Annotated in this window: 1 protein-coding gene; it reads right to left on the reverse strand. The window is 68.4% G+C overall.

Annotation, left to right across the window (positions count from 1 at the left end; genetic code table 11):
• Positions 1-894: IS5 family transposase (locus ABD333_RS47380; RefSeq protein ID WP_344549503.1), on the reverse strand; the 894-nt coding region annotated here is incomplete at its 3' end.
• Positions 895-1,024 lie beyond the last annotated feature (130 nt).

Consider the following 1,024-nt stretch of genomic DNA (forward strand, 5'->3'; position numbering starts at 1 on the left):
CGTGTTTCGAAGTGCGTGTAGCCATTCGTTGATGGCGGCGACGTGGAGTGTTGCCTGGTAGCGGACGGCGAGCTTTTCGTATCGGGTGGCCATGGCGCGGTGGCGTTTGAGCCGGTTGATGCCGCACTCCACAGCGTGGCGGTTGCGGTAGTCGTCTGCGTCGAACGATGGTGGCCGACCACCGTGACTGCCCCGCCGTAGCCGGTGACCTGCCTGATCGGCCGGTGTGGGGATGGTGCACGCGATACCGCGCCGCCGCAGATGGGCACGGATCGCACGCGAGGAATAGGCCTTGTCCGCACGGACCCGATCCGGTCGGGTACGCGGTCGGCCGCCGCCCGCACGGGCGACCCGGATACCGGCCATCACCGCCTCGAACTGCGGCGCGTCGCCGCGCTGTCCGGCGGTCACCACCATCGACATCGGTTTCTGTCCCTGCTCGCACGCCAGATGCAGCTTGGTCGACAGGCCGCCACGGGAGCGGCCCAGGGCGTGATCGGCCGGCTCGGTATGCACCCCACCGGGCGGTTCCCTCTGCAGATCGGCGCGGACGCGAGCCCCGGCGGCGTGCTGATGGGCGCGCATGATGGTGGAGTCCACGTTCACCTGCCAGCCGATCATCCCGGCCTGGTCGGCCAGCATCTGCAGCCGGGCCAGGATCTGCGCCCACACCCCGGCACGCTGCCAACGGCGGAACAACCCGTACACCGCCCGCCAGGAGCCGTAGCACTCCGGCACGTCCCGCCACGGCGCACCCACCCGCAACCGCCAGCGGATCCCATCGATGAGCTGCCGTTTACTCCACTGAGACGGTCGACCTGGCCGCCTGGGCACAGGCAGCAGCGGCGCCAAGACCGCCCACTGCGCATCGGTCAGATCGAACCGCCTCGTCACCGCTAGGGTGGCCACGAGGCCTCCGGTATCGGGTTTTTCTTGGTCGTTAAACCACCTACCGGAGGCCTCACACGTTAACGATCAAGACACGCCGGACCACCCCGAACCAGACTTCGAAACAGGCCCTAGG

Source organism: Actinomadura fulvescens, from assembly GCF_039533225.1.
GTDB lineage: Bacteria > Actinomycetota > Actinomycetes > Streptosporangiales > Streptosporangiaceae > Spirillospora > Spirillospora fulvescens.